The sequence below is a fragment of the Robbsia andropogonis genome (genome assembly GCF_000970345.1).
Classification (GTDB): Bacteria; Pseudomonadota; Gammaproteobacteria; order Burkholderiales; family Burkholderiaceae; genus Robbsia; species Robbsia andropogonis.
Genome location: NZ_LAQU01000046.1, coordinates 1 through 21,919, shown reverse-complemented (window position 1 = coordinate 21,919; position 21,919 = coordinate 1). Strand labels below are relative to the sequence as shown.

Genomic DNA, 21,919 nt, shown 5'->3' with positions numbered 1-21,919 from the left:
GCTGCGCCCGCTCCATTGACTCGCGGATATCCTTGACACCACCAAGCACCGCCGACAATGCGATGAATTCGCAGTCGAATGCCTGGGCGGTCAACCGCGCCAGTGTCGTCTTACCGACACCGGGTGGTCCCCACAGGATCATCGAATGCGGCTTGCCCGCCGCGAAGGCAAGCTGCAACGGCTTGCCTTCCCCGAGCAGATGCCGCTGGCCCACCACATCGCTCAGTTGCCCCGGTCGCAATGCTTCCGCCAGCGGGCGGCGCGGCGTGGCGGAGAACAGGTCCGGCGTGGCCATTCGGATCAGCCCTTGATCACGTCGGCACCCTTTGGCACCACGAAGGAAAACGCATCGGCCTTCAGCGGCGGATTCTCTTTCAGGTTCTGGAACGACAACAGCGTCACGTTGCCAAAGACGTCATACAGCTCCATCGCGTTCAGGCGTCCTTTTTGAAAGCCGATACCGATGCGCTTGAATTGCGTGTCCTTGGTCTTCGGGACGAGTTCGACCCAGTCCATCCCGCCCTTCGAGCCGCCGTCGTTAACGGTGAAGTTCTTGTCGAGGTCATTGCTACCAAAAAGGATAGCCGCCGGGCTGGCGCCGAGCGCACTGCCGAGCGTGCGCTCGGTCACCTGCGCCAGATCCTTGTCATAGACATACAACGTCTTTCCGTCCGCCTGCAGCAATTGCTGGTACGGTTGCTGGTATTCCCAGATGAACTTGCCTGGACGGGCAAACGTAAACGTGCCGCTCGACGACCCCGCCGGTTCCAACACGTCACCGCCAGCCTGTACCGTACCTTGACCGGTCGACTGCGCCGCCGCGGTCTTCGCGCCACTGCCCTTGACAGGCTTCAACTGGCGTTGCGTGAATTCGCCGCTGGCCGATTTGACCTGCGAGACGAAGGTATGGAGTTCGTCGACACCGTTCGCCCTGGCGACCGTGGCGAGGCCAGGTGCCAGGCCCATCAATGCGCCGCTGAACAGCAGCGCGGCAGTAGTGCGCACGGCACCGCGGAAAACCCGTCGTTTGTTCGCCATCGTCATGTGCTCCTCTATTGTCTCTGTCTTTCCCGGAGCGAATGCCCGCTTTCCATCCCGCCTTAATCCGCCTCCCGGTGCGGGACCAGGATTTCCCGGTTGCCGTTCGAGCCCATGGCCGACACCATGCCGGATTGTTCCATCTGCTCCAGCAAGCGGGCAGCCCGGTTATAGCCGATGCGCAAGTGGCGCTGCACCAGCGAAATCGACGCGCGGCGATTCTTCAGCACGATTTCGACCGCCTGGTCGTACAGCGGATCGGCTTCGGCATCGCCTCCTTCACCGCCCTCCCCGCCTTCGCCGCCACCGGCCACACCGCCTTCGAGGATGCCTTCGATATAGTTCGGCTCGCCGCCCCGCGCCTTCAAATCATCGACCACGCGATGCACTTCCTCATCGGAAACAAATGCGCCATGCACGCGCACCGGCAAGCCCGATCCGGGTGGCAGATACAGCATATCGCCCATTCCGAGCAGCGTGTCGGCGCCCTGCTGGTCCAGGATCGTACGGGAGTCGATCTTCGACGACACCTGGAACGCAATGCGGGTAGGCACGTTCGCCTTGATCAAACCCGTGATGACATCGACGGACGGCCGCTGCGTCGCCAGGATCAAGTGAATGCCGGCCGCCCGCGCCTTCTGCGCGATCCGGGCGATCAACTCTTCCACCTTCTTGCCAACGACCATCATCAGGTCAGCGAGTTCGTCGATAACGACGACGATCGACGGCAACTTCGACAACGGTTCGGGTGCATCGGGCGTCAGCGAGAACGGATTCCCGATCTTCTCGCCCTTCTTGTCCGCTTCGTCGATCTTGTTGTTGTAGCCGGCGAGATTACGCACGCCGAGCTTGCTCATCAGCTTGTAGCGGCGCTCCATCTCCGCCACCGTCCAGTTCAGCGCATGACCGGCCTGGCTCATATCGGTGACCACCGGACAAAGCAAATGGGGAATGCCTTCGTAGATGCTCATTTCCAGCATCTTCGGATCGATCAGGATCATTCGCACCTGATCGGCACTGGCTTTGTAGAGCAGCGACAGGATCATCGCATTGATCCCGACCGACTTCCCTGAGCCAGTCGTGCCGGCCACCAGCAAGTGAGGCATTTTCGCCAGATCGGCGACCACCGGCTTGCCACCGATATCCTTGCCCAGGCCCATCGTCAACATTGATCCGGCGGCATTGTAGACGTCGGAGCCCAGGATTTCGGACAGACGCACGGTCTGCCGACGCGAGTTCGGCAACTCAAGGGCCATGAAATTCTTGCCCGGGATCGTCTCGACCACGCGAATCGATGTCAGCGAGAGCGAGCGCGCCAGATCCTTCGCCAAATTGACGATCTGGCTGCCCTTGACGCCCGTGGCCGGTTCGATTTCATAACGCGTCACCACCGGACCGGGATAGGCCGCCATCACCGCGGCCTCGATACCGAAGTCCTTCAACTTCTTTTCAATCAACCGGGACGTGTATTCGAGCGTGTCATCCGACACAGTCTCTTGCGCGGCCTGTGGTGCGTCCAGCAACGCCAGGGCGGGCAACGTGCCGTCGCCCGGCAGATCGGTGAACAGAGGCACCTGTTTTTCCCGCTCCGCCCGCTCCGAGCGCGGCGCGGGTGCCGGCGGCACGATCTGAATCGGCTCGTGCTCCTCCACCTTCGCCCGGCTGCGTACGACCTTGTCCTCGCGACGCGTCGCGGCAACCTCGCCCGCCTTGCGGTCGCGCCCGGCCTCGTGGCGCAAGCGCGCCAACGTGACGCCGGAGATAATGGCACCGCCCACGCGCTCGCAAACGCTCAGCCAGGAAAACTGAAAGAACAGCGACAAACCGATGGCCAGCATCAGCAATAGCGCCAGCGTGCCGCCGGTAAAACCCAGCGCGCCCTGCACCGCGTGCGCAACGACGTCGCCAAGCACGCCACCCGGTGCACGTGGCAACTGGATTGTCAGCGACCACATCCGCATGGCTTCCAGCCCGACGCTGGACAGCACGACCAGCGCAAACGCCAGCACCTCGGCAATCGGGCCGATCCGGCCATGCTCGTGTGCCGCCGGATCATCGGCGGTGGACGCGGACGCGATCAGCGGATGGCCACTGATACGTCGGTAGTTCAACGCCACGCGGCGTGCAACATACAGCAGTAGCCAGTAGGCGGACACACCAAACAACAAGAGCAACATGTCGGCAGTCCACGCGCCCACGCGGCCGCCCCAATTTGCAATGTGGTCGACATGGGCCGCATGCGTCCATGCCGGATCGCGCCGGTCATAGCTGAGCAAAGACAGCAGCAGGAAAATCGAGACGGCGACCTGAATCAGCCAGCGGATCTCGGTGATGAGCCGCGACATCCGATGCGGTAACGCAGGCGCGCCGGGTGTAAAGGTGGTTTTCGCCATTTATCCAATCAATCTGTCGGGGGTGCGCGGTGGCATGCCGGCGGCCATGAGGCCCGCGCCATCCTTCCGGCGTAGTCATTTTATCCTGCCCGGTCCGGCGATGGACGCAAAGCGTACGGCAAACCACGCACACCGCGTGGCAAACGGCGCGGGACGGTACCTCGGATGGTCGCGTCAGGATACGAAAAAAGAGCGTTACACTTTGTTTTTCCTGACCTTTTTCAATAACAGTCCCTACGTGAGCGCGCGCCGAAGCATGTAATGGCAAGACACCACCGTTTTGTAACACTTTGTCGGCGAATCGTCTTTGTCCTAGCGTCGGACGGGTTGGCCGTGTCCGCGAGGTCTCAGACCGCACCGTTACTGCTGTCCCACCGTCACCGCACGGTGAAACGGCGCGGCGAGGTGGAAACCGCCACATAAGGCCAGGGATTGAAAACGGATCGCACGGCCCCAGGTATCATACCGATATCTGTGGCAACGGCACTCAATAGGAATCACTGTCATGTCCGACAAGAAACACGCAAAAGTCCTGATTCTCGGCTCCGGACCGGCTGGCTATACCGCGGCGGTGTACGCTGCGCGAGCCAACTTGTCACCGCTGCTGATCACCGGCATGGCTCAGGGCGGTCAATTGATGACGACCACCGACGTGGAAAACTGGCCGGCCGACCCCAGCGGCGTCCAAGGCCCGGAACTGATGCAACGGTTCCTTGAACACGCCGAGCGCTTCAACACGGAAATCGTCTTTGACCACATTCACACCGCGAAGCTCAATGAGCGACCTTTCCGCCTGTTGGGTGACTCGGGCGAATACACGGCGGATGCGTTGATCCTGGCGACCGGCGCATCGGCGCAATACCTGGGTCTCGAGTCCGAAACGGCGTTCATGGGCAAGGGTGTCTCGGCCTGCGCGACCTGTGACGGATTTTTCTACAAAGGCAAGCCCTGCGCGGTGATCGGCGGCGGCAATACGGCGGTGGAAGAGGCGCTGTACCTGAGCGGCATCGCCAGCAAGGTCACCGTCATTCATCGCCGTGACAAATTCCGCGCGGAGCCGATCCTGGTGGACCGTTTGATGCAGAAGGTCGCAGAAGGCAAGGTCGAGATCCTGTTCGACCATACGCTGGAGGAAGTCGTGGGAGACCCGTCCGGCGTGACGGGCCTGAAAGTCAGGCATAACGGCGGTGCGGTCAAGGCGCTGACCGTAGATGGCCTGTTTGTCGCAATCGGCCACAAGCCCAACACGGACCTGTTCGCCGGCCAGGTTGAAATGGAGCATGGCGGCTACATCATCACCGGCAAGAACACGCGCAACTACGCCACGGCCACCAGCGTCCCAGGCGTGTTCGCGGCGGGCGACGTGCAAGACCACGTCTACCGTCAGGCAATCACCAGCGCCGCCACGGGGTGCATGGCGGCACTCGACGCTCAGCGCTTCCTGGAAGATCCGGAAGCGACGGAAAGCCTGCAGGCCTGGTAAGTGCGGCATCATGGCACGCAAGCCTGCCCAGGCGGATGCTTCCGCCAGTTTTGCCGAATGGGCTGAACTGGCAGGACTGCGGCGGGCGCTCGCCGATGCCGCGATCGCCCGCGAGCGTGCGCGCCTTGAGGCCGCCGAGCGCGCGGCGCAGGCAATGGCCGATGCCGACCTCTTCCGGCGCACGGTTGGTAAGGTGGCGCCGATGACGGCTCCCGAACGCGTCATGCCGTTTGCACCGCGACCGTTGCCGCTACCGCTGAAGACGCGGGAAAACGAGCGGGAGGTCATGCGCGAGGCATTGTCCGATGCCTACGACCCGGACGTGCTTGTCGATATCGACGACAGCCTGTCGTTCAAGCGCCACGGCGTAGGTCAGGAAGTCGTCCGGAAACTGCGGCGGGGGCACTGGGTGGTCCAAGCCCAGATTGATCTACATGGCTATCGCACCGACGAGGCACGCGATGCGATGGCGCTGTTTCTTCGCGACGCCGCAAAACGTGGTCTGCGCTGCGTGCGCGTGATCCATGGCAAGGGCTTGGGATCGGTCAATCGGGAGCCCGTCTTGAAAGGACGGGTGAGGAGCTGGTTGACGCAGAAAAACGAAGTGATGGCTTTTGTTGAAGCGCGCGAGCGCGATGGGGGCGCCGGCGCCCTGCTGGTGTTGCTACAAACGCAGCGCCAGTGCCTGTGATCAGACGGCGTCTTCGTCCTCTTCGCCAGTCCGGATCCGGATTGCGCGGTCAACCGGGCTGACAAAAATCTTGCCGTCACCGATCTTGCCCGTGCGCGCCGCGGCGACTACCGCATCCAGCACCGCATCCACCTGCGCATCCGACACGACCACTTCGACCTTGTTCTTCGGCAGGAAATCCACGACATACTCGGCACCACGATAGAGTTCCGTGTGCCCCTTCTGACGGCCAAAGCCCTTCACTTCCGTCACGGTCAGCCCGGTTACACCTACGGCAGCCAGTGCTTCGCGGACTTCATCGAGCTTGAACGGTTTGATGATTGCAGTGATTTGTTTCATAACGCCTCCTTGATCGCTCTCTGTCTAATAGGGTTTTGTGGCGTGACGTGTTTTCACACGGGCACGCGATCTACGTAACGCGACGTCACCGGATAACGCCAATCGCGGCCAAATGCGCGTGGCGTCACGCGCACACCGATGGGCGCCTGCCGGCGTTTGTATTCGTTGATCTTGATCAAGCGCACGATGCGGTTCACGTCTTCGGCCGCGTACCCGGCAGCGACGATATCCTCCGGTGCGCGATCTTCTTCCATATACATCCGCATGATCGCATCCAGCGTCTCGTACGGCGGAAGGCTGTCCTGGTCCGTCTGATTCTCGCGCAACTCAGCCGATGGCGCGCGGGTCAGGATACGCTCCGGGATGATGTCGCGGGTGCGGAATACGTCTGTGCCATTACGCCACTGGCACAAACGGTAAACCAATGTCTTTGCAATATCCTTGATCACGGCGAAACCGCCGGCCATGTCGCCGTAGAGCGTGCAGTAGCCCACTGCCATTTCACTTTTGTTGCCGGTGGTCAGGACAATCGAACCGAACTTGTTCGACAACGCCATCAATAGCGTACCGCGGATACGTGCCTGGATATTCTCCTCGGTCGCGTCAAGCGGCAACCCGGCAAATTCGCTTGCCAGCGCCCCTTCGAAGGCCTGGAACATCGGCGCGATCTCGACGATGTCATAACGCACGCCCACCCGCGCCGCCATGTCTTTCGCATCCACCAGCGAGATATCCGCGGTATAGCGCGACGGCATCATCACCGCGCGTACCCGATCCGCACCCAGCGCATCGCAGGCCACCGCCAGCACCAGCGCCGAGTCGACGCCGCCGGACAAGCCAATGATCGCGCCGGGGAAGCCATTCTTGCCAATATAGTCGCGCACGCCCAATACGAGCGCACGATAGACCTGCGCCTCGATCGATTCGGCACGTGCCAACGTGGCACCCGGCGCGGCCACCGGCACGCCCTCGCCGACCTCGAAGTCGACCAGGCCGAGCTTTTCCTCGAATTGCGGCAACTGTGCGACGCGCTCCCCGCTGCCGTCCAGTACGAAGGAACCGCCGTCGAAGACCAACTCGTCCTGTCCACCTACCGCGTTCACGTAGACAACCGGCAAACCGCTTTCCCGAATGCGTTCCCGGACGATCTGCACGCGCGTATCACCCTTGTCGAGATGATAAGGCGACGCGTTCGGCACCAGCAGTACCTGCGCTCCCTGCGCCTGCGCCAGCAGCGCGGCGCTACGGTGCCAGGCATCTTCGCAGATGATCACGCCAAATCGCACACGATCGACCTCGAAGACGAACGGCGTGGGGTCAGAAGCAAAATAACGCTTTTCATCGAACACCTCGCCGTTCGGCAATTCCTGCTTCAAATACGTACCGATAATCTCGCCGTCGACGATCAGGGAGGCCGCATTGAAGGTATCGCGTGGCGGCAGGCTGCGGTCGATCGGCGCCAGATTCGGCGGGGCGTCGTGCGTGGCGCGATTCAGGTTGTCGTGGCGGTCATAGTTTGCCGCCCCGTCCGGTGCCCGCGCCGCGGCCGGCACGCCGGCCGCATTTGCGTTAGCATTTCTGCGGAACGGGTGCCCGACAACCACGTAGAGTCCCGTCAACGGCCGCAACGCCTGGCACAACGCCGTCAGCGCTTTCTGGCTGGCAGCGAAAAATGCCGGACGTAGCAGCAAATCTTCCGGCGGATAGCCAGCCAACGCGAGTTCCGGCGTCACGAAGACGCGCGCACCCTGGGCGTGCGCGTCGCGGGCAGCGGCAACGATTTTCTCGGTATTGCCGGAAAAATCACCGACAGTCGTATTGATTTGCGCAAGCGCGATTCGGATGGGCATGGGTTCGGCCGTTTTGACAGTGCACCGTGCGGTATCGTGTTCTCTCCGCGGCGTCCTGCGAAGACGAGCATCGTCTCGCACGCCGCACGGTCTGGATCGTCCTGTGATCATGAACGGATTTCGATGAATTATCGCATGCGCATTGCGGCCCTGCCCGCCGAAATCAACGCCGCCGCCTGGGACGCGCTATTGGCGCGCCAGCCGCGGCCCACACCCTTCCTGAAACACGCCTTCCTGTCGGCATTGACGGCCGCCGGCTGCGCAACCGACGAGACGGGCTGGGCGCCGCGTTTTGTCACCTTGTGGCGTGACGATGCCGTCGTGACAACGGCAACCCCGCCCCTAGAAAACGAGGCGGCCGACGGCAGCGATGCCGACACCGAACATACGGTCAGTTCCTCGGAAGCCCCGCCAGGCCCCGGTGAACGGCTTGTCGCGGCTGCGCCGTTGTACCTCAAATCGCATTCCTATGGCGAATATGTGTTCGATTGGGCCTGGGCAAATGCCTACGAGCAGCATGGTCAGGCATATTATCCAAAGCTGCTGTGCGCGGTGCCGTTCACGCCGGTGAGCGGCACACGCCTGCTGGCCGAGGACGATACCGCGCGCTTCGCGCTGGCACAGGTGCTGGTTGCGTTTGCAAAGCAATCCGGCCTGTCGTCGTTGCATGTGCTCTACCCGACCGAACACGAAGCCAACCTGCTAGACAATGCCGGGATGATGGCGCGGACCGCGGTGCAGTTTCATTGGCTGAACGCCGGCTATACCTCATTTGACGATTTCCTTGCCACGCTAAACCAGAAAAAACGCAAGAACATCCGCGCCGAGCGACGGCGCGTCGAAGAGGCCGGGGTGACGTTCCGACGCGTTCGCGGCGAGGATGCAACACCGGAAGACTGGCGATTTTTCAATCGATGCTATCGGCACACCTACCGCGAACATCACTCGACACCCTATCTGAACCTGGCATTCTTCGAGTCGATCGCGGAAACGATGCCAGAAAATTTGCTGCTGGTGATTGCCGAGAAGGAAGGAAGGCCGGTGGCCAGCTCTCTGCTGGTGTACGACCGATCGATCGGCGGGACAAGTGACGTTGCCGATACGGATACCGGCGCCGCGTCCACACGCACCGCGGACACCCCGGCAACGACAGGCACGACGAAGACAACCGCACCGCGCGGCACGCTATATGGACGCTATTGGGGCGCAATCGAACATATCGACTGCCTGCATTTTGAGACCGCGTATTACCAGCCATTGTCGTTCTGCATCGATGAAGGGATCGCGGTATTCGAAGGGGGTGCCCAGGGAGAGCACAAGATGGCACGCGGCTTCCTGCCGACCGTGACACGCTCGGCGCACTGGCTGGCGCACCCTTCGTTTTCCGATGCCGTGGCCCACTTCCTCGCGCGTGAGACGGCAGGCATCGGTAACTACGTCGACGAGCTGCGCGAACATGATCCCTTCAAACAGCGGACATAGCACGAAACGGCACCACGATCTTTTTCCCTCGCTGGCGACGTACATTGTCGCGCCTGCGCTGCGTCAGCGTCGTGTTTTAAAGAGGGGCCGCCATATCGTGACGGGGCACGCCGAAAGCGCGTGACGTGCAACGCATGTCTTTTTGGAGGTGGTTTGGTACGACTCCTACTATCGAAAGCGGATTGATCCTGCCAATTTCAGCGTGCCATTGCGACTGATGAGACGCGCAACCTTGCGAATCCGATATCGAAAGGAGTCAGACATGCTTGCACCGGTAGACGCATACGTAACGAACATCGAGACGGACGGCGTGCAAGGCACGCATCCAGCGCCGCCTGTGTATCTCGATGACCAGGAAGCGGCATTGCTCGCGGCGATACAGCAGCGCGGCCGCCGTTGCATTCCCGCGTTCGCACTCTACGATGGGCTCGGATCCACGCTCCACCATGCCCTCACGCTGATTCCCGAAAATCATCAATTCCGCGCGGAAAATGCCATCCTTCAAGCGCACGTCGCGCATATCGTTGCATGGGCACAAAGCCGACAGTGCTTGCCCCTCAGTCAAAGCATTTCCCGCGCACCGATCTTGCAATGCCATATCGCGGATCTCAGGTGTGGCTCGGGACAGAAGACACGCGTCATCGTCGAAGCCATCGCGACAAAGATGTCCACGACATTGTTCGCCGTCGATATTTCGGAGGAGGCGTTGCGTCAATGCACCGTGACGATGGCTAACCTGCACGCCGTGGAGGTGATTCCATTCGAAACCACTTATCTCCCCGCGTTGCGCATGATCAGCGAAATCAGGCCCGACGACGCGCCACTGCTATCTCTATTCCTGAACAGTGCGATTTCAGAATTCGATGCCGATGCGATCGTTCCGTTCCTGGCAGAAGTCCGCGAGCAGATGCGTCCGGGCGATGCGCTATTGATCGGCACGGAGGGTATCCATTCTCATACCGAGACAACGCACCAGTACAACGACGCGCTCGGGATTGAAGCCGCGTTTGGCAAGAATGCGCTGAATTTCGTCAATCGCGCCTTGGACGGTGATTTTGATGTGACCTCATTCGACTATACGGTGAGCGCTAAATCGCTTGCGGGCCCGCTCCCATACAACCTTGCCATCGTGGAACCCGCACTGGTCGCGCGTTCCACGCAGTACGTGTCGCTCCGTAAAGCTGGCGCGACGCTAGTCATCGAGGAAGGCGAGCGCTTGAACATGGCGCATAGCGTGAAGTTCGGAGCAGGCAGTATCGCCGCCATGGGACGTGAGGCAGGTTTTGGCGTGCTTGCCGAGTGGCGTGATCCCGAGACCGGATTCACGGACACCTTTTTTTACGTGCCTCCTCCGGGGCAAGCGCCAGACTGATCGCCACCGTTGAACGTCAAAAAAAACACCGCAAACCGGCATTGATATGCGCCTTTGCGGTTTCGGTGTCGGTCGTGGGTAAGCGGCGCAGGCTGACGAACGCGCTCGCCTGGTGGCGAGGGCCTATTTACTTCTTGTACGCGGCCAGCCCTTCGGTTATTTCCTTCTGGGCCTTGTCCTGCCCTTCCCACCCTTCCACCTTGACCCACTTGCCCTTTTCCAGCGCCTTGTAGTTTTCGAAGAAGTGCTTGATCTGGTCCTTCAAATACGCCGGCACATCGTCAATCGTCTTGATATCCGACGTCGCCGGGCAGATCTTGTCATGCGCGACCGCGACCAGCTTCGCATCCACGCCGGACTCATCCGTCATATTCAGCATGCCGACCGCGCGCGCGCGCACGACCGAACCGGCCAGCAGCGGAAACGGCGTAATCACCAGCACGTCCACCGGGTCGCCGTCGCCAGCCAGCGTCTGCGGGATGTAGCCGTAGTTCGCCGGGTAGCGCATGCCGGTGCCGATAAAACGATCGACGAACAGCAGGCCCGTCTCCTTGTCGGCTTCATACTTGACCGGATCGCTTTGCGCCGGGATTTCGATGATCACGTTGAAATCATTGTTCTGCGGGTCCTTGCCCGCCGGGACGTCATTGAAACTCATAGCGCACTCTCAGTGTTGATCAGGTTGATTCGAAATAAAGGGGCTGGCGCGGCGTGCAACCCACGACGCAGCGCCACGCCAACGGCCATTAGTGTAAATCAAACGCCCGGGCGCTTTCCCGGTAATGCCTCGCGGCATTGTCGGCATCACCGAGCGATTCATACATGTCGCCAAGCAAGCGATGCGTTCGAACCGTCGTTGCCGGATGATCGGCATGTTTCAGCGCGCTTTCCAGGAACGATTGCGCCTTGCCCCACAAACGCTGCTGGATACACAAGGCACCCAGCGCAACACTCAGGTCCGGGTCGTTGGGATGCGCACTTTGCCACGTCTCCGCCCGCTGGATCGCCGGCAGCGGATCTGAGCCACCGCAGCTGCCGTAGCGGCGCACCAGCTTGCCATCCCAATGCTCGGCCAATGCCTGCTCGACAATCCGCCGTGCATCGTCGGCCCGATCGAGTTCGAGCAATAGCTCGGCGGCCAGGTCCGCCACACGCGGCGCAAGGCGCGTGTTCGAAGGCAGGCTCTTCCAGCCCTCCAGCAGCTTGCCGGCATCATGCTTGCGTTCACGCAGCACGTGTTCCGCCGCTTGCCGTCTGAGCTGCGATGCGCTGGCTTCATCGATGGCCTCGCGCTTTTCCAGCAATTTGACGATGCGCAACACGTCATCCCAATGATGCAGATCGCGATGCGCGCGAAGCGCCAGCTGTTGTGCCCGCAAGCGACGCGCACCCTGCACTTCCAATGCATTCAGCGAGACCAGCGCGGCTTGCGGGTCATGCGCGTCCTCCTGCATCTCGGCCAGTGCCAGCAGCTTGGCGTCCCACCATGCGTTACCCTTGATGCTGTCCAGCCATGCATCTCGCCGTACCGTTTCGCGCATCCTGTGGGCCGCCAACGCACCGATCAGTCCGGCGCTGTCGGTGTTCTCGCGAATGGCAGCCGCGCTGCGAGCCGATTTCTCGGCACGCGAGAATCGTCCCGAGTGGAAATGCGCAATCGCCTCACGCAACGCCGCATTCGCCTTTGAGGTGCGTGAACGCGACCGGAAACCGGCGAAACGCTCTGGCATTTTCCAGACACTGCGGAACAGGCGGATGACGACATACAGCGCGACAAACAATGCGAATACGGCGCCGATCAATACATGCAGCGTCATGTCGAGCCGATAGGGCGGATACAGCAGAATCACATGCCCCTGCTGGGCATGCCCCGCCAACGCCACCCCGACGGCAATGACAAACAACGCCGCGATCCAGATCAATCCCTTGAGCGTCATCGTGGTCAGCCCCGCGACATGTTCTGACGCAAGGCCTGCAGGCTGCCGTCCAGGGTGGGGATATCCACGTGCCGTGCCGCGCCGCGCACGCTCGCGATCGTTTCCCGGACCTGTCCGACGCTCGGCGACGACGGATCGAAATACCTGGCAAGCGCGTCATCCGCGGCCGCAAGATCGGACTGCATCGATGCCTCGTTGCGCGACAGTAATGACAGGCGCGCGGACAGCAGCCGCAGCGTGACGTTCTGCCGCAGATAGGCGTCCTGATCAGGGGCGATCAACATCGCGTCGGCGTTCGACCGATCGATACGGCGGACCGTCACCATCCGCGATGCGGAGTCGCTGGCGCGATGCGTCAGCGTCGCCCATGCCGCGCGCCAGTAAGCGGCAGTGAACACGCCGCCTTTATACCAAGGCGCTATCCCGGTGTCCGATGCGCTTGATGCCGCGGCGGCCGTGACACCCGATGCCGCGACGGCCGCGGTTGCCGATGCGTCCGCACGGGGCGACACATCCCCTGACAACGGCAAGTCGTCGACTTTCGCGATAGCCTGATCCAATCGCAGCGCGAGACCGGGTACATCCACCACCTGCACGGCCTTCAACTTGTCGATGTCGGCAGCAATTGCACGGCGCACGTCGAGCACTTGCGGCGCACTGCTGGTCGACAATTCCGTGTCCGCGTTCTGCAATGCGTACAACGCCATATGCACGTCGCCGGTCAATTGCAGTTGCTGGTTGGCACTGGACAACGTCTGCGCTGCCTGCGTCATCACCCAGTCGTCACGGTTACGCGCCAGGTCCTGATACATCTGCCGCAACGCCTGCTGCTGCGTCTGGGTGTCATTTATCCTGCCCGATAATGCCGCGAACGCGTTGTCCAATTGGTGGGCCGCGAGGAGCGACTGCGCACTTTTTTCGCGCGCGTCGGCAAGCGCCTGGTCACCGGAGGTCTGACGTATCCGCAACGCGTCCAGCTCATGGTTGAAACGTGCGTTCAGCCACCAGCCGCCCGCCGCTCCCGCGGAAACCGCCAGGATGACCACCAGCCATAGCGAACCGATCATGCCGGCATGGCGGGAATGCGGGATGGCCGGGCTGGCACCAGCCACGTAGGGCGCGCTTGGCCGCTGGGCCGAGGTCGTACCCGCCGGGGACGCCGTGCCTGGGGAGTGGGCCGCAGGAGCGGCCGTATTACCTGTGTTCTCTTCTGTCATGCCGTCGGTGTTCTGCTTTTTTGTCAGTCGTTCGGAGGCCGCGAAAATCGCGCGGGCCAGGTTCAGATCGCCCGCATCGGAATGCCATATCGTATCAAAACCCGCGCGTTCGGCTGCGTGGGCGATTCGAGGATGCGGCGCCAGCACCGGCATATGCAGCAATGCGCGCAGGCGCTCGCCCTCGCCAAACCGCGCTTCCGCCAGTGCGCGCAGGTTACGTACCGCCTCCGAGCTGCCCATGACCCAGGCAGCGGGCGCATCGCCATCCACCAATGTTTCGATCGGCCGCCACGCCGCGGCATCCGGCGCCGGGAGCATCCGGCGATACGCGCACACGACATCCACTTGTGCACCGGCCTCGCGTAACAGGTCGGCAAACCACTCCCGGCCACCATCGCCTCGCAGAATCAGGACGCGCTCGCCCCGCCAAGCGGTGCGCGGCACGACAGCGTCGAGGGCGGCGACAAGGGCCTCGGAATCAAAACGCACCGCATCAGTCACCTGCGCCGGGTCGCCCTCGCGCATCGCGCGCATGACGCCTTCCGCGCCATCTGGGGACACCAGTCGATGGCTGCTCGCGTGAATACCGTGATGAGCCAATGCCATGAGCGTGCCAGGGCCGACAGCGGCTATCCACGGCGCTCCGGTGAACGCAGGGTGGCGTACGGCCGATGACACGGATGCTGGCGCGACGCCCCGTTCGGTGGCGGGAGACGTCAGGGAAGTATTGGCATTGGCGTGCTGGACACCCTGCATCGGATCGTCGCCATCGCCATCGTCATTGGCTAAGGATGGTGATGCCGAGGCCGCCTGCAATGCCCATATCCGCGCCAGATCGACCCCTTGCGAGGCAGCATAGGCAAACGCGTGCGTGACGGCATTCGGTGATACAAAGAAGATCAGCCGATACGCAATCGGCGACGCTTCAACCGCGGCCAGCACCGCCTGTAACGGCGCGGTATCCTCGGCCGGCAATATCCCGATCAACGGAAAATCGATCGAGGGCACACCACCGTCGGTCAATCGCTTCGCCAGCGGAGCCGATTGACCCGCTGGCCGCGTCAGGATTGCCGTGAAAATCGGCGATGCGGCGTTCACGGCACGGTTATCGGCGACAGGCCCTTCCGGCACGGCGGATGCCGCGGGCTCGGTCACGGGGAGATCGCGCGGCGTACTCACACGCCGGGATCCGTTTTGCCGTCCGTATCGGCGTCCTTGACGTCGCCACCGACGGCACGGTGTCCGGCGGCGGGCGGCGCGGACGGATTCCGATCACCACCCGCGGATACCAGCGCATTGACGATTTCCAGCGCGCCCTGCTGGATCAGCGATTCCGCGACATGTCGGCCAATCGATTCGGCCGCGTCCGGCGTCGTCGCCGCACCCTCGCCCTGCGCGTGCAAGGCGCGCGACCCGTCGGGCATGGCAACACGCGCCCGTAGTTGCAAGCTACCCTGCCCCCCTCCGGAACCGGTTTCGGCGTCCGTGGCATCGGACCAGCGCGCAAAGGCCGCGATCGGCACTTCGCAACTGCCACCGAGCATCCGCGAGACGATCCGTTCGGCTTGCACGGCCGACGCCGTCGGCGCGTGATGCAACGGCGCCAGCCAACGCGACAGGTCCGGGCGGGCCGCTGCAATCTCGATACATAGCGCACCTTGCCCGACGGCCGGCAAACTCGTGTCCGTGTCGAGCAGCGCACTGATCCGATGCGCCATGCCCAGCCGCTTCAGACCGGCCGCGGCCAGGATGATTGCCGCGTAATCGCCGCGATCGAGTTTGGCCAGGCGGGTGTCGAGGTTACCGCGCAGGCTCGCCACGCAAAGATGGGGATAACGGGCGCGGATCATCGACTCCCGGCGCAAGCTGGACGTGCCGACCACCGCACCCGGCGGCAGATCGCCCAGTGCGGTCAACATCGTCCCCTGGCGCGCCACCAACGCATCGCGCGGATCCTCGCGCGCCATGACCGCCGTCATCAGAAAACCGTCCGGCAATTGCATGGGCACATCCTTGACGCAATGGACGGCGAGATCGGCGCGGCCCGCGTACAGCGCGGCCTCCAGCTCCTTGACGAACAGGCCCTTGCCGCCCACCTTGGACAGGGTACGATCCAGAATCTGGTCGCCGCGCGTGGTCATCCCGAGGATACGGACATCGCATGCCGGATAGAGCGCGCGCAACGCGGCTTGGACATATTCGGCCTGCCACATCGCCAGTCGGCTTTCGCGCGACGCGATGGTCAGGCTGGCGGGTGGTTGCGCGGACGCACCATCGAACAAGGAAGAAGAGACATTCATCAACTTGGCGCCACGGCAGGAGGACATGTCCGGACAATACCGCCGGGTCAACGCAGGGGCCAATTTGCCGATGCGATGCGTTGCGCCCCCACGCCGAACGGGCGATCTGACTACACGATTGACAACATAAAAGTCGCAGAAGGCCCGCCGAATGGGCGTGGACGACCTGCGCGCTACGTCCCGCATGGTAGCACGGGCACACGCGCCGCCCGGCAACTTGCGCGCGGCACGTATAACGAACGAACCGCTACCAGGATTGGCGCACGTCGAGCGCGTCGGTTCGTTCGCAAAAGCAAGGTTTTCAGTTCATTGACCCGAAGTGCGTTAGGGAATGCCACTGCCTCCCCTTATCACCCTCTCTTTTCACAACAAAATGCGATTTTCGCCATCTGCCTTGCTTGCTATAATGGCCGGCTTTATCGTGGACGGTTTTTGCTTGCTTCCGCAATGAAATGATCCGGCTCGAACCCGCCCGATCTCCCCGTATTTCCGCTTATCGTAACCGCGGTCGCCGCGCCTCGCCGCGCCCCCGCTAGAACAAACCTGCCGCCGCCATGACCACCTCCCAATTTGCCAAGAAAGCCGAAGCGTGGTCCGCGCGCTTCAACGAACCGATGTCCGATCTGGTCAAGCGCTACACGTCATCGGTCTTTTTCGACAAGCGCTTGGCCCTGGTCGACATCGCCGGTTCGATCGCACACGCGACCATGCTCGCCAGGCAGCAGATCATCGGCCAGGAAGACTTGGCAGCCATCGAGCGCGGTATGGCCCAGATTCGCGGCGAGATCGAGCGTGACGAATTCACGTGGGAGCTGGATCTCGAAGACGTGCATTTGAACATCGAGGCGCGCCTGGTGGCGTTGATCGGCGATGCAGGTAAGCGCCTGCACACCGGTCGTTCACGCAATGACCAGGTCGCCACCGACATCCGCCTGTGGCTGCGCGGGGAGATCGACACGATCATCGACCTGCTCGGCGCGCTGCGCGCCGCATTGATCGATCTCGCGACGCAACACGCCGACACGATCATGCCCGGCTTCACCCACTTGCAGGTCGCTCAGCCGGTCACGTTCGGCCATCACCTGCTGGCCTATGTCGAGATGTTCACCCGCGATACCGAGCGGATGCGCGACTGCCGCAAGCGCGTCAATCGTCTGCCCCTGGGCGCGGCGGCTCTGGCCGGCACGACTTACCCGATCGATCGCGACTTCGTGGCCGCGCAACTCGGTTTCGACGGCATCTGCGCCAACTCACTCGACGCCGTCTCGGACCGTGACTTCGCCATCGAATTCACCGCCGCCTCGGCATTGGTGATGACGCACGTCTCGCGCTTCTCGGAAGAGCTGGTGCTGTGGATCAGTCCGCGTATCGGCTTTATCGATATTGCCGACCGCTTCTGCACCGGGTCGTCGATCATGCCGCAGAAGAAGAACCCGGACGTGCCGGAATTGGCGCGCGGCAAGACCGGTCGCGTCACCGGCCACCTGATGGGTTTGCTGACGCTGATGAAAGGGCAGCCCTTGGCGTACAACAAGGACAATCAAGAAGACAAGGAACCCCTGTTCGACACCGTCGACACCGTTGTCGACACGTTGCGGATCTTCGCTGAAATGGCTGCCGGCATCACCGTCAAGGCCGACGCCATGCGTCACGCCGCCGCACAAGGTTTCTCGACGGCAACCGATCTAGCCGATTACCTGGTCAAGCGTGGCCTGCCGTTCCGCGATGCACACGAAGCCGTGGCGCACGCGGTGCGAATCTGTGTCGACCGGGGCTGTGATCTGGGCGACTTGTCCGTGGCCGAATGGCGTACCGAACTGCCCGCCGTCGCCCATTTGCTCGGCGACGACGTGCCACAGTATTTGACGCTGGAAGGCTCGGTCTCCGCGCGGAATCATCCCGGCGGGACCGCGCCAGAACAGGTCAGGGCAGCAGCGGCCCAGGCGCGCGCGGCGCTGAACGCGAAAGACTGAGCACGCGCTGCGCTCGCCGGCCATATTCTCGCAGCACATGGCGCCCAGGCCGCGCGATGCGGCAGGCGCAACACGCAACGCACGCTTGATCCCCTGGAAATCTTTTGATGGCGGACGCCCATCCGCTTTCAGCAACGGACAGGCCCTCTCACCTCGCCACGGAATCAGACCCGTACCCGCCTTTTGACACCATTTTTATTTCGTAATCCTATTTATAATTCTTCCGATGTTCGATTCGACCCGCGCTTGAGAAGTCCGTGCCTCAAATGCAAGGACGGTGCAAGAGCGCGCCAATGAACGTGGGCCAATGCCGGCCAAATCGGCACCAGGCCGATGCTCCCACATTAGCGTGGTGCATGCACAAGGAGAGACATAGATGGAAAAAATCCCGGTTTATTTGGGTAGCAAAGACGAAGGCTGCTTATATCTGGAAAAAAGCAACACGCTGCTGATCGTGGGATGCGCGCCAGCCCAAAATGCCGCCTTGCTTTTGCGCATCGACTCTGGTCCATGGCCTTTCCGAATGCGTGATGCGGATGAGGATCGTACGGGTATGCCGAATACATTTCTGGTCGAACTCGCGCCAGGCTCGGCATCCAGCCTGACCCAGGCCAAGCAAATCATCGCTGACTGGCCTGAGGTGGCATTTGTCGCTCGGGCGCTGGTGGACTCACAGAGCGGGCAACCGCCGCGTTACTCCGGCGCGATCTTCGTCAAATTCAGAACGGCGCGGGCCGAAGAGGCCGCGACGGCCTATCTTCGTGAAGCGGGACTGAGCGACATACGCACGGAGGCATTTAGCCCGAATGGTTTCTCCGGCCGTGCCATCGGCTCGCCCAAAGCGGTTTTCGATATCGCGCTTACATTACTGAACGACGAGGAAATCGAGTACGCGACCCCTGATTTGCTTTGGCCTCTATCGCGAATGGAAAGTGGTCGTAAAGTCCACGCCGAAACCCCTGCCACCCCGCACACCCTCGAAGAATGGCCGCCGTCACAAGGCGAACGCATCATCGACCGCCGACAGTGGCACCTCAGAAAAACCCAATACGCGGCTGACATTACGATTGATAACAGCGCGAACGTCGTCGATGCACACCTCATAGCGACGGGGAAGGGAATCACCATCGCCGTCATTGATGACGGCTTCGACATCGACCACCCGGAATTCGCCGGCAGTTGGGAAAAACTCGTCGCGCCGCAAACTTTCGCGGAGTACGATGAGCATGCGGAGGTCAGGCCAACTTCGCCAGGCCACTCACATGGCACACAAGTAGCAGGGGTTGCATGTGCATCGGGCGTGCATGGTGCGTGCGGCGTCGCACCCGATGCGAAGCTGATGCCATTGAAATGGGGCTTTGAATCCGATCTCGGCGGCGCACGTGCGTTCGCCTGGGCGGCGGATCACGGCGCAGACGTCATTGTTTGCTCCTGGGGAATACCTGCAGGTTATTGGTCGAACCCACACGACCCAGATCACTATGTGCGCTTGCCGCCATTGGCATCCTACTTCCGCGAGGCTATCCACCACGCCACGACCAAGGGCCGCCGCGGACTCGGGTGCGCCATTTTTTTTGCGTCGGGCAACTCGAACAGCTGCATTGACAAAAACGCAATGGACAACCATCCCGCGGTGTTCTCAATCGGAGCCTGCAACGAGCACGGGCAGCGATCGCAATACAGTAATTTCGGTCCGCGTCTGCTGGCCGTCTTCCCGAGTGACGACGAGCAACCAACACTACCGGAGCGGCGGCAGAGTGGACAAGCGCTGCGTACCTACGGCATTTGGGCACCGACAATCACCCGCAGCGAATTCCCTGGCGCCGCGCAACGGCATAATGGTGCCAGGAGTCAACCCGTAACACTGGGTACGCGAAACGGCATAACTGCGGCGTACAGCAGCGACTTCGGCGGTACATCGAGCGCCGCACCCGGCGCAGCGGGCGTGGCGGCGTTGGTTCTATCCATCGCAAATGAACTGACGCTAAAGGACTTACGCCGTATTCTTGCTGCTGCATGCGACCGTATTGACGCGCCCGGTAACGCAACCGACGGCGTGACGTACAATGCGACCGGCCACAGTCCTTATTACGGATACGGTCGCATCAATGCGCGCCGCGCGGTCGAACTTGCGCAAACATGGCAGTCACGGACCTGAGGGCGGGACTGAGATATCCGTCGCGGTGACGGGCCGTTAAAACGCTGAAGGCGGGCGGACAGGCACGACGTGCCCGCCATCGCATCGTCACTTCGTGCTGAACTGCGCCTTCCAGCGGTTCAGGATCGTCAACGCCAAATCATCGTAGCTGCCCCCGAAATGGTGGCCGCCTTCCATCTTGACCACGTTAACACCTCGCTTGGCCAGCTCCGGGCAGGCGGTGTCGTCTTCCTCAACACCGTAGAAACACTGCAGCAACGGTGTGGGGATCTTCGCGGCCTCGGGAAGCGTCGGCAACGCCTTGCTGCTGGCCTGCATGCCCAGCCAGCCTGTTACGCGGATCTGGAAATCCGCCCTGGGCGAGAAACCCATCAACGCGATCAGCGACACCTGCACCTTGTCTTCCAACGGCAAGCGGTTATACAGAAACGGCATCACGTCCGCGCCGAAAGAGTAACCTATCAACGCCACATGCTGGGTGTGCCAACGCCTGCCATACACCTCGATGATCCGGGCAATATCATGCGCCGTCTGCTCCGGGGTATGCTCGCTCCAGAAGTAGCGCAGCGCATCCACACCCACCACGTTCACGCCCCGTTTCTGCATCGCCTCGGCCACCGATTTATCGAGGTCACGCCAGCCGCCGTCACCCGAGATCACAATCGCCAACAGGTCGCTCGGCTGCGACGAGGGCATGGCCACCAGCGGCAGATCGGATACGTCATCGTTCGATGGCGTGCCGGTCTGTGCCAGATGCGGGATCACCAACGTGCTCATCACATCGGCATCGGACGTTCCCTTCGGAAAATACTTGGTGACCAACGGCCGGCCCCCGGTGGAAATTGCCGGCATGACGCTTTCACCGCTGGTGGACGCCGCGCTCAGGAAGCCGCTGGGACCATTGCCCTCTTTCATCTGATCGTTCGGGCAGGGGGCGAAGCGCGCGTCCAAGGTCCCATCCGGATCCACCACGATCGCACCTGCCAAGGTGTTCGACGGGGCACGGCCCAAGGCACGCTCGGCTACTAGCGCGCCCTGCCCGCTACCGGCAAGAATTGGCAAAAATAACGCGACGAGTGCGCCTCGCGTTGCAATTGATGGCTGACGGCCTCGGCATCGCCGACCAGGTAGTGGCAACCGCTTGCGTCCTCTTTTTCGTGAGAGAGACGCGCGGCGTAGCGCTGTGTGTCCACCCCCACCACCATCGCGCCGTTTTTGGCGAGCGCTTGCGCCGCATCACGATCCGACGCTTGCCAGCCGCTCTTGCCGGAGTAGAGCACGACGAACCCGCGTAGTGAACCGGCAGGCGCGTAGTACGTGACGTCGCCGAACAAGCCGCCTGAAATGGTTTTTTCTCCTGTCGCAGTGGGTTGGGGCACTACCGGAGCGGAGGCGCTGTTCGGCGGCGTCGTGGTTTTCGCCGCACGCATGCCAACCGGACCGCCACCGTGGCCGCCACCGCCGTGGCCGCCGGCCGCCATCGCCGCCGGCCCAGCAAACACGATCCACCCGAGCAGCGCACCACGCAGCGCCGACAACCACGTCGCGCGCACCACCCTCATGGGATGGCGTGTGCGATGCACGGCGTGCCTAGACATACCATCCTGCGCGTGGATGACGCAGTTGGCAGCCCATTCCGCTGTCAGGCCCACCCTACCATTCCTTGCCACAGGTACTGCATATTCT

Annotated in this window: 17 protein-coding genes; 6 read left to right on the top strand and 11 right to left on the bottom strand. The window is 62.1% G+C overall.

The genetic code is table 11. The annotated features are described in order from the left end of the window. The 3 genes from WM40_RS23580 to WM40_RS23570 all read right to left on the bottom strand — a co-directional run. A partial coding sequence (locus WM40_RS23580; RefSeq protein WP_046154155.1) for an AAA family ATPase occupies window positions 1-295 on the bottom strand: 295 nt, incomplete at its 3' end. A gap of 5 nt (window positions 296-300) precedes the next feature. Continuing rightward, window positions 301-1,038, bottom strand: coding sequence for an outer membrane lipoprotein chaperone LolA (gene lolA, locus WM40_RS23575; protein WP_046154158.1), 738 nt, complete (start codon window positions 1,036-1,038; stop codon window positions 301-303). A 62-nt stretch (window positions 1,039-1,100) separates the two neighbouring features. Next, window positions 1,101-3,431 carry a DNA translocase FtsK gene (locus WM40_RS23570; protein ID WP_046154154.1) on the bottom strand — a complete coding sequence of 777 codons (2,331 nt, stop codon included), beginning with the start codon at window positions 3,429-3,431 and terminating at the stop codon, window positions 1,101-1,103. 505 nt (window positions 3,432-3,936) lie between these two features. Here WM40_RS23570 and trxB point away from each other — a divergent pair. After that, entirely contained in the window at window positions 3,937-4,914 is a 978-nt protein-coding gene (trxB, locus tag WM40_RS23560; RefSeq protein ID WP_024902733.1) for a thioredoxin-disulfide reductase, read from the top strand. A gap of 10 nt (window positions 4,915-4,924) precedes the next feature. Then, window positions 4,925-5,605, top strand: a complete 681-nt coding sequence (locus WM40_RS23555; protein WP_024902732.1) for a Smr/MutS family protein — start codon at window positions 4,925-4,927, stop codon at window positions 5,603-5,605. On the opposite strand, the gene WM40_RS23550 is transcribed toward WM40_RS23555, so the two are convergent. Both WM40_RS23550 and WM40_RS23545 read right to left on the bottom strand, forming a co-directional pair. Beyond that, window positions 5,606-5,944 carry a P-II family nitrogen regulator gene (locus tag WM40_RS23550; RefSeq protein ID WP_024902731.1) on the bottom strand — a complete coding sequence of 113 codons (339 nt, stop codon included), beginning with the start codon at window positions 5,942-5,944 and terminating at the stop codon, window positions 5,606-5,608. Between the two features lie 53 nt (window positions 5,945-5,997). Next, window positions 5,998-7,794 carry an NAD+ synthase gene (locus WM40_RS23545; RefSeq protein ID WP_046154152.1) on the bottom strand — a complete coding sequence of 599 codons (1,797 nt, stop codon included), beginning with the start codon at window positions 7,792-7,794 and terminating at the stop codon, window positions 5,998-6,000. Window positions 7,795-7,917: 123 nt separating this feature from the next. Between WM40_RS23545 and WM40_RS23540 the strand changes: the two genes are divergently transcribed. Together WM40_RS23540 and WM40_RS23535 are read left to right on the top strand one after the other, a co-directional pair. Further along, window positions 7,918-9,276, top strand: a complete 1,359-nt coding sequence (locus tag WM40_RS23540) for a GNAT family N-acetyltransferase (protein WP_046154151.1) — start codon at window positions 7,918-7,920, stop codon at window positions 9,274-9,276. A 262-nt stretch (window positions 9,277-9,538) separates the two neighbouring features. Next, window positions 9,539-10,648 (top strand): L-histidine N(alpha)-methyltransferase, encoded by a 1,110-nt coding sequence (locus tag WM40_RS23535; RefSeq protein ID WP_046154150.1) that lies wholly within the window; start codon window positions 9,539-9,541, stop codon window positions 10,646-10,648. Between the two features lie 127 nt (window positions 10,649-10,775). On the opposite strand, the gene ppa is transcribed toward WM40_RS23535, so the two are convergent. From ppa to hemC, 4 genes are all read right to left on the bottom strand, one after another. After that, window positions 10,776-11,306 (bottom strand): inorganic diphosphatase, encoded by a 531-nt coding sequence (gene ppa, locus WM40_RS23530; RefSeq protein WP_046154149.1) that lies wholly within the window; start codon window positions 11,304-11,306, stop codon window positions 10,776-10,778. A gap of 88 nt (window positions 11,307-11,394) precedes the next feature. Beyond that, window positions 11,395-12,585 carry a heme biosynthesis HemY N-terminal domain-containing protein gene (locus WM40_RS23525; RefSeq protein ID WP_046154148.1) on the bottom strand — a complete coding sequence of 397 codons (1,191 nt, stop codon included), beginning with the start codon at window positions 12,583-12,585 and terminating at the stop codon, window positions 11,395-11,397. A gap of 5 nt (window positions 12,586-12,590) precedes the next feature. Further along, window positions 12,591-14,981, bottom strand: a complete 2,391-nt coding sequence (hemDX, locus tag WM40_RS23520; protein WP_052738491.1) for a fused uroporphyrinogen-III synthase HemD/membrane protein HemX — start codon at window positions 14,979-14,981, stop codon at window positions 12,591-12,593. After that, window positions 14,978-16,102, bottom strand: a complete 1,125-nt coding sequence (gene hemC / locus WM40_RS23515) for a hydroxymethylbilane synthase (RefSeq protein WP_024902724.1) — start codon at window positions 16,100-16,102, stop codon at window positions 14,978-14,980. Before hemC ends, hemDX begins: the two co-directional genes overlap by 4 nt. Before the next feature lie 554 nt (window positions 16,103-16,656). Here hemC and argH point away from each other — a divergent pair. Then, entirely contained in the window at window positions 16,657-18,075 is a 1,419-nt protein-coding gene (gene argH / locus WM40_RS23510) for an argininosuccinate lyase (protein ID WP_024902723.1), read from the top strand. Between the two features lie 376 nt (window positions 18,076-18,451). Beyond that, entirely contained in the window at window positions 18,452-20,233 is a 1,782-nt protein-coding gene (locus WM40_RS28240) for a S8 family serine peptidase (protein WP_052738490.1), read from the top strand. 87 nt (window positions 20,234-20,320) lie between these two features. Here the strand turns inward: WM40_RS28240 and WM40_RS23500 are convergent, their stop codons facing one another. Then, window positions 20,321-21,295, bottom strand: coding sequence for a virulence factor family protein (locus tag WM40_RS23500; protein WP_236693661.1), 975 nt, complete (start codon window positions 21,293-21,295; stop codon window positions 20,321-20,323). Continuing rightward, window positions 21,259-21,919 (bottom strand): AcvB/VirJ family lysyl-phosphatidylglycerol hydrolase (locus WM40_RS31765; RefSeq protein ID WP_330218176.1); only part of this gene is annotated, 661 nt, incomplete at its 5' end. The genes WM40_RS23500 and WM40_RS31765, both read right to left, overlap by 37 nt.

What these genes read in the sequence shown, in the direction of transcription:
- WM40_RS28240 (WP_052738490.1), top strand. Translation starts at nt 18,452, where the DNA reads ATGGAAAAAATCCCGGTTTATTTGGGTAGCAAAGACGAAGGCTGCTTA.
- WM40_RS23570 (WP_046154154.1), bottom strand. Translation starts at nt 3,431, where the DNA reads ATGGCGAAAACCACCTTTACACCCGGCGCGCCTGCGTTACCGCATCGG.
- WM40_RS23545 (WP_046154152.1), bottom strand. Translation starts at nt 7,794, where the DNA reads ATGCCCATCCGAATCGCGCTTGCGCAAATCAATACGACTGTCGGTGAT.
- trxB (WP_024902733.1), top strand. Translation starts at nt 3,937, where the DNA reads ATGTCCGACAAGAAACACGCAAAAGTCCTGATTCTCGGCTCCGGACCG.
- argH (WP_024902723.1), top strand. Translation starts at nt 16,657, where the DNA reads ATGACCACCTCCCAATTTGCCAAGAAAGCCGAAGCGTGGTCCGCGCGC.
- WM40_RS23535 (WP_046154150.1), top strand. Translation starts at nt 9,539, where the DNA reads ATGCTTGCACCGGTAGACGCATACGTAACGAACATCGAGACGGACGGC.
- WM40_RS23555 (WP_024902732.1), top strand. Translation starts at nt 4,925, where the DNA reads ATGGCACGCAAGCCTGCCCAGGCGGATGCTTCCGCCAGTTTTGCCGAA.
- WM40_RS23550 (WP_024902731.1), bottom strand. Translation starts at nt 5,944, where the DNA reads ATGAAACAAATCACTGCAATCATCAAACCGTTCAAGCTCGATGAAGTC.
- WM40_RS23525 (WP_046154148.1), bottom strand. Translation starts at nt 12,585, where the DNA reads ATGACGCTCAAGGGATTGATCTGGATCGCGGCGTTGTTTGTCATTGCC.
- lolA (WP_046154158.1), bottom strand. Translation starts at nt 1,038, where the DNA reads ATGGCGAACAAACGACGGGTTTTCCGCGGTGCCGTGCGCACTACTGCC.
- hemC (WP_024902724.1), bottom strand. Translation starts at nt 16,102, where the DNA reads ATGAATGTCTCTTCTTCCTTGTTCGATGGTGCGTCCGCGCAACCACCC.
- WM40_RS23540 (WP_046154151.1), top strand. Translation starts at nt 7,918, where the DNA reads ATGAATTATCGCATGCGCATTGCGGCCCTGCCCGCCGAAATCAACGCC.
- ppa (WP_046154149.1), bottom strand. Translation starts at nt 11,306, where the DNA reads ATGAGTTTCAATGACGTCCCGGCGGGCAAGGACCCGCAGAACAATGAT.